We start from the raw sequence: 5,347 nt of genomic DNA on the forward strand, positions 1-5,347 counted from the left end.
TTATGAACGGCGGTCTCAGGCCGCTCAGGAACCCTACTTCCGCATGGGACTTTTGAGTAGTCTTATGCCGGTTTTCTGTTCCACTCAGCCGCACAGGCCAAAATGGGCGTTGCCGGGGTTGGCCTAGCCGGTATCGGCGGCGCGATCGGTCTGGATGATCTGGCCGGTAGCGCGCTCAACCGGCAACGCAGCGCACGCGGCGTGGGCATGACGCCCGGACAGGCGGCTTCATTCAGCACGAATTTCAATCAATTCGGCAACGCCGATGCTTTCGCGGCCAACATCGCCAATGCACGCAACGATGTGTCGAAACGATGGGTATTTGCCGGGCTGGGCATCGGGCAGAATGCCTTGCAGCACGATAGCAATTTCCAATTGAGCCTCGACGCCGAGAAAAAAATGCAGATCGCGCTTAAGGCCATGCCGCGCGCAGACTGGATGAATGAAGCGCAAGCCCGTGGCTATAACCTGCTCGCCTCAACCGAACAGATGCGCCTCGATCGCCACACGTCAGTCTCGCGGATGAACTCCGCCGTTGTCAACGCGCGTAACGACGTTCACAGCGTGGGTTTTAGTAGCGCCGTGGGCCGCGACTGGATCAACCTGGACATTCAACTGCGCAAGGCCGGGATTGAAATTGAAAGCAGCCTTATCACCGGCCTGCATCGCCTTGCACCCGTCTTGACGCGGGTTTCCGCCGAAGCCTCGCACTGGGTCGCGGCGTTCGCCAAAGGCCCGGAGATGGGCAAGATCGTCGGTGACGTAGAAGGTGGATTAAAGACGTTCGCCAAATTCATCGGGTCCGGCAGTTTTCAGAAAGACCTCACCGCGTTTGAGACATCGATAGGCGACCTAGCCGGCGAGATCGGCGCGGTGGCACGGTTTCTGAAACCATATGCCAAAGCCCTCGACCCCACGATGGGTAAGAAGGGGAAGGCGGGGTTCAACCCCTACCACCCCGGCGGCGGCCTGTTCGGCCCTCCAGCGCAGCCCGCAGATCACTCGGGTTCGGGACTGGAACTCTGGATTCACAACCAGAACCGCGAGAAGATAAAGCAGATCGACGCGTGGTCCAAGAAACACACGCCTTGGATGCCGCTCGCCCCGATCCCGCCGAAGTGGACGCAGCACAACAACCCGCTCGACCTGATGCCGGGGGGCAAGTTGGAGCATTTCGGCACGACCAAGCAGGGTATTCAGGCCGGGGCCGCGTTGCTTCGCCAGTATCCGACGAAACACCAAGCCGATACGCTGGCATCGATCATCCCGGTATGGAACGGGCACGGCAAGAACGACGCCTCCTACATCGCCAATGTCTCGAAGTGGTCCGGCATCAAGCCGAACGCCCCGATCAACATGGATAATAAAGCGACGATGGCAAAAGTCATTTCCGCCATGAGCCGCGAGGAGGGCACCGACAGGGTTACGCGGGCACAAGCCACCGCAGCGCTCTCGGGTGGCCCTTCTGGCCTCCCCGCCAAAGTGGAACGCCTTGTAGAGACACTACGCCGCCAGAAGCCCATGCGCCCGCAACAGGTCACGATCCGCAACCAGACCAGCGCACGGGTGGCGATCCAAGCAAACGCGGCGGCTTTCTGATGGCAGGGTATCGGGGCAAGGGGCGAGGGTGCGGGCCGGGACAGGGGGCGGGCGATGGCTCCCCCAGCCCCGAGAAACCGACCCGATCCGCAGTTCGGCAGGCGGTGCGCACCGAACTGAAAGCCGGGCGGCGCAAGCTATACGCCCTGATTCAGACCATCGACGCCATCATGGTCATGGCTGGTGAGGCCGCGCTGATCGAGCGCGGGCAACGGGTGATCGAGGCTGTGCGGCGGTTGCCCGATGCCTGACGCCCTCGAACCCGCCAAAATGGGAGTGTCCGCGCCGATGCAAACCCCCGCTCATGCCCCAGCCGCGTGGCGCTACGGCAGTTTCGTGAGGCTGCTGCTGCCGATCGAGCGGGCATTAAGCCCGCCGCCGCCCCGACCCTGCGGTGGTAGATGCATCAGAAACCGCACAATCTTTGAATCATCTGGACGGCGTCCGGCGCGCGCTCTAACCCCATCCGCAAGAGATCGAGCGTAGCGGCCTGCAAGGCGGTGGCAGGGAGCGATTTCAACCGAGCCTTAATCTGATCCTTCTCCGTTGCGGGCAACGTCGAGGCCTCAATTTTAGCGGAAATCAAGTCTCGGATAGTATCGCTGTGCAGTTTGACCGTTACAGTACCGAGGATCGCACTCAAACCGCCATCATCCTCAAGAAAATCAAGGCCGCGGGCGGTAATGGCGGAGTGTGTGTAACCCAACGAATTTCCGCTAGCCTGCATACCGCCCGTGATTAGGCCTAATTCCTTCAAATACGCCAAATTCGTGTATTTGACTCCCTCGTCCCCTTCGATCAATTCGAAAATTAGCAATGTCCGCGGGTACGCATCTTTAAGCTTCCTCAAGATGTTGTTCTGCATTTTGCGATCAAGCATGTTCGTTTATTTCATAATTTCAAAAGGACGGTGACTTGCTCAACAGTTAACTCTTGTCCTATCAAACTAATTCGCATTTCCTCGAATTTAGAAAACATGCGCCGGTAACGGTCCACGCTCGGACTATGCGAGTTGAAATCGCGCCCCTTGAACGAAGAGAAGCGACCAAGTTTCTCAACTAAGAAGGAAGCAATTCCCATATACTCCGTCTCGTGATTGCCGTCAAACCCGAGGAATTTCGGTTTTTTCCCCCTTAAGCCGACATTTTCCTCAAGTTTTTTCTTTTCTGTTGAAGAAAACGATTTAAATGCAGCTTCGATAAAACTCCACATATCTAGTGTATCCACCACAAGTTTCACAGCGGCGGGAGAGTCTGAGTAATTATGAAAGATGTGCTGCATCTCCCAATCTAACGCCCAAAAGTGTCCGCCTTGTATGACATCTTGGATTAGATTTATCGTTTCACTATTCTTATAGCCTGGCTGTGCTTTAAGCATTTCTGTTAATAGCCAAATTATTAGTTTCTCAGCATTGCCTGGCTTGAAGGTAGCAGGCTCATTATGGACCGCCCCCGCTTCGATGAGGCGACGGATAGCCTGCGCTCTGGACGGTAAGCCCCCTTGTTGAGCGCGCCATGTATCAAGCTGCTCAAGCAAATCAGGATCAAGTCGCATTTCGAATCGCTCGCTTTTCGGTGTCATAATTTTCCCGTACATGTTTAGGTATTGCCGTATGAAGACCGTACATAACGTATTACTTTACGTATTGCAAATGCAAATTACAAGGCGCTGAGTCTCCGTCCGCTGGGCAGCGGTCCGGGCGCCCGCTATGAAAGCTATGACGACCAATCAAAATCGCGCTGTGGCATGGCATGGCATGTGATGGATATTCAGGCTCATCGATCGGCCGTCATCCCGACCAGCGCGTCACACACGCGGCCGAAGCGCTGGCGCGCTCGACCGGTACGGCGCTGAAAGGACCATGGCTGTGCGATTTGGATCGGGCTTTGGATTGGCACCGCCAACCGACATGAACCTATGTGACCAAAAATGCTGGCGGCTGAGGATTGGAGCAGTAAAAGTACGACCACCATTTCGTAGCGTATTCATTAAAATATCCGGAAATTACCGGATTTCCGTCGACAGGAATGCTACTTGATCAAGCGAAGTTTCGCGTTTGCATAAAACACACTGGACCTTGTACTGCCTGAGATCATTTTGCGCCGCTTGCCGCTGCTCCCACGTCCAGATCAAAGGAGACTCTTTAAGCAAAAGTTTGTTCCCGCACGTAGTATTTGAACAATTGATTGATATGTACCATTTCCCTCGTTTACCAGAAATTGAACTAATGAAATCCATTTTATTGGACTTTTAATATTTTTGTTAGCAGGCGTCTTATTGCTTCGGGGCGAGTGGGTAGGTCGGGCTGTGACCGTCGCCAGCTATCGATTGCGGTTAAGGTTGTCCGTTCCAGCCGCACATTTACGGCCTCACTATCTTTAACTGGTCGACCTTTTAATGGTTTTTTAGCGCTTGTAATTGACATAATGAGTTTATAGCGCCATTAAAGGCGGGCCGCAAGCGATCTGATCCATCGCAAGCGGCCCTGACCATCAACACCGAATGGAGAATAATGCAGATGGCTACCAACAATCATACAGGATTCCTGTATCCTGCGAACAACATCACCCCGACCATCGGCGCAATCAAAGCGCTGGTCGATCGGCAGGTTGCCGAACTTCGCGCCCTGGCCGGCTCGCCGGGCGAGCGCGCCATACTTACCCGCATCGCCACGCAGGCCATCACGCGCGGCCTGAGCGAAGGTATGGCGTCATGAACCGCCGCCGCACCCTCGCCAGCCTCGCCGCTGGCACCGCCGCCGCGCTGGTGGCGCCGATCGCCGCCCATGCGGGCAACCCCGATGCCGAACTGATCGCCCTGTGCGCCCGTTTCGATGCCAACGAACGGCGCTATCTCTCTTTTTACTCGGGTGGCGCGAACGAGATCACCGACGATGATGAGCGGGATGCGGTGACCGATCCAATCGCGTATAAGCAACGCGACCTTGCCGAACAGATCACCGGCCACCGCATCACCACGCTCGCAGGCTTTGCGGCCGTGGCACGAAGCCTTGGCCTCTGGGATTCGCAGATCGGTGAACCCGAGAAACATGGTTGCATTAACGAGCAGCTTGTCGCGATGCTGGTGCGGGACGGAAGGGCGATGTCATGACGCGGCGGATATCGCCGCGCGGGAAACATCGGAATCCAAACCCACAATCACCATACCGTGAGCAAGCAAAGCACAACCGGGCGTTTGGCAAAGGTTCCATCTGTGATTGCTGGACCGTCCGCACCATTACCATATTTTCATAATTAGCTTCCTAGTAGGAAGCCTCCCAAAAACTTAGCGGCCCTGGGGAAACATGGGGCCGCTTTTTTGCGTCCGGCCTAGGGCGTGTTTTTCGCATTCCTGCCCTGCGAAATGTTGCCCCAGATGTTGCCCTGTTCGATATTTCAGCGAATCTCGACCGTGCAAAATGCGTCTAGTCCATTGTTTTTCCTGACTATAATTGCAGCACGGGCGATCGGCGTGTGGCCGATCGCCCGCTCTGCATGGGTCAGTGGACGAACGAGCCTAAAACGGGATCTCGTCGTCGAGATCAGCGCCCATACCCGGTGTGATGCCACCCGTGGCCCCGGCGGTCTCGCGCTGACGGGGGGTTGCGGCGCTTGTGCCTCCTTCCCGGCGAGCACCGTTCGGTGAGCCAAGCAGGATCAGCTGACTGTCGTAGCCGCTCAGGACGATTTCGGTCGTGTAGCGTTCGTTCTCGTTCTGATCGACCCATTTCCGGGTTCGCAGCGTGCCT

At 56.3% G+C, this 5,347-nt stretch carries 6 protein-coding genes and 1 pseudogene; 4 read left to right on the forward strand and 3 right to left on the reverse strand.

Annotated features, from left to right (window positions below; all coding sequences use genetic code 11):
* Positions 1–102: 102 nt before the first annotated feature.
* Positions 103–1,599 (forward strand): hypothetical protein, encoded by a 1,497-nt coding sequence (locus B7X49_RS17895; RefSeq protein ID WP_286840485.1) that lies wholly within the window; start codon positions 103–105, stop codon positions 1,597–1,599.
* On the forward strand, positions 1,599–1,850 hold the full coding sequence (locus B7X49_RS17900) for a hypothetical protein (RefSeq protein WP_286840487.1): 252 nt from the start codon (positions 1,599–1,601) through the stop codon (positions 1,848–1,850). The genes B7X49_RS17895 and B7X49_RS17900 overlap by 1 nt, the downstream gene beginning before the upstream one ends.
* 155 nt (positions 1,851–2,005) lie before the next feature.
* Here B7X49_RS17900 and B7X49_RS17905 read toward each other — a convergent pair whose 3' ends face one another.
* Together B7X49_RS17905 and B7X49_RS17910 are read right to left on the reverse strand one after the other, a co-directional pair.
* Positions 2,006–2,479 carry a hypothetical protein gene (locus B7X49_RS17905; protein WP_286840489.1) on the reverse strand — a complete coding sequence of 158 codons (474 nt, stop codon included), beginning with the start codon at positions 2,477–2,479 and terminating at the stop codon, positions 2,006–2,008.
* Between the two features lie 11 nt (positions 2,480–2,490).
* Complete coding sequence (locus B7X49_RS17910) at positions 2,491–3,180, reverse strand: YfbU family protein (RefSeq protein ID WP_286840491.1); 690 nt, start codon at positions 3,178–3,180, stop codon at positions 2,491–2,493.
* A 937-nt stretch (positions 3,181–4,117) separates the two neighbouring features.
* Here B7X49_RS17910 and B7X49_RS17915 point away from each other — a divergent pair.
* A complete protein-coding gene (locus B7X49_RS17915; RefSeq protein WP_286840493.1) occupies positions 4,118–4,315 on the forward strand; it encodes a hypothetical protein in 198 nt (65 codons plus the stop codon).
* A complete protein-coding gene (locus tag B7X49_RS17920; protein WP_286840495.1) occupies positions 4,312–4,710 on the forward strand; it encodes a hypothetical protein in 399 nt (132 codons plus the stop codon). Before B7X49_RS17915 ends, B7X49_RS17920 begins: the two co-directional genes overlap by 4 nt.
* A 405-nt stretch (positions 4,711–5,115) precedes the next feature.
* Here the strand turns inward: B7X49_RS17920 and B7X49_RS17925 are convergent.
* Positions 5,116–5,347: pseudogene (locus B7X49_RS17925) on the reverse strand (single-stranded DNA-binding protein); the annotation flags it as partial.

The sequence above is a fragment of the Acidiphilium sp. 34-64-41 genome (assembly GCF_002282635.1).
In the GTDB taxonomy this organism is placed as follows: Bacteria; Pseudomonadota; Alphaproteobacteria; order Acetobacterales; family Acetobacteraceae; genus Acidiphilium; species Acidiphilium rubrum.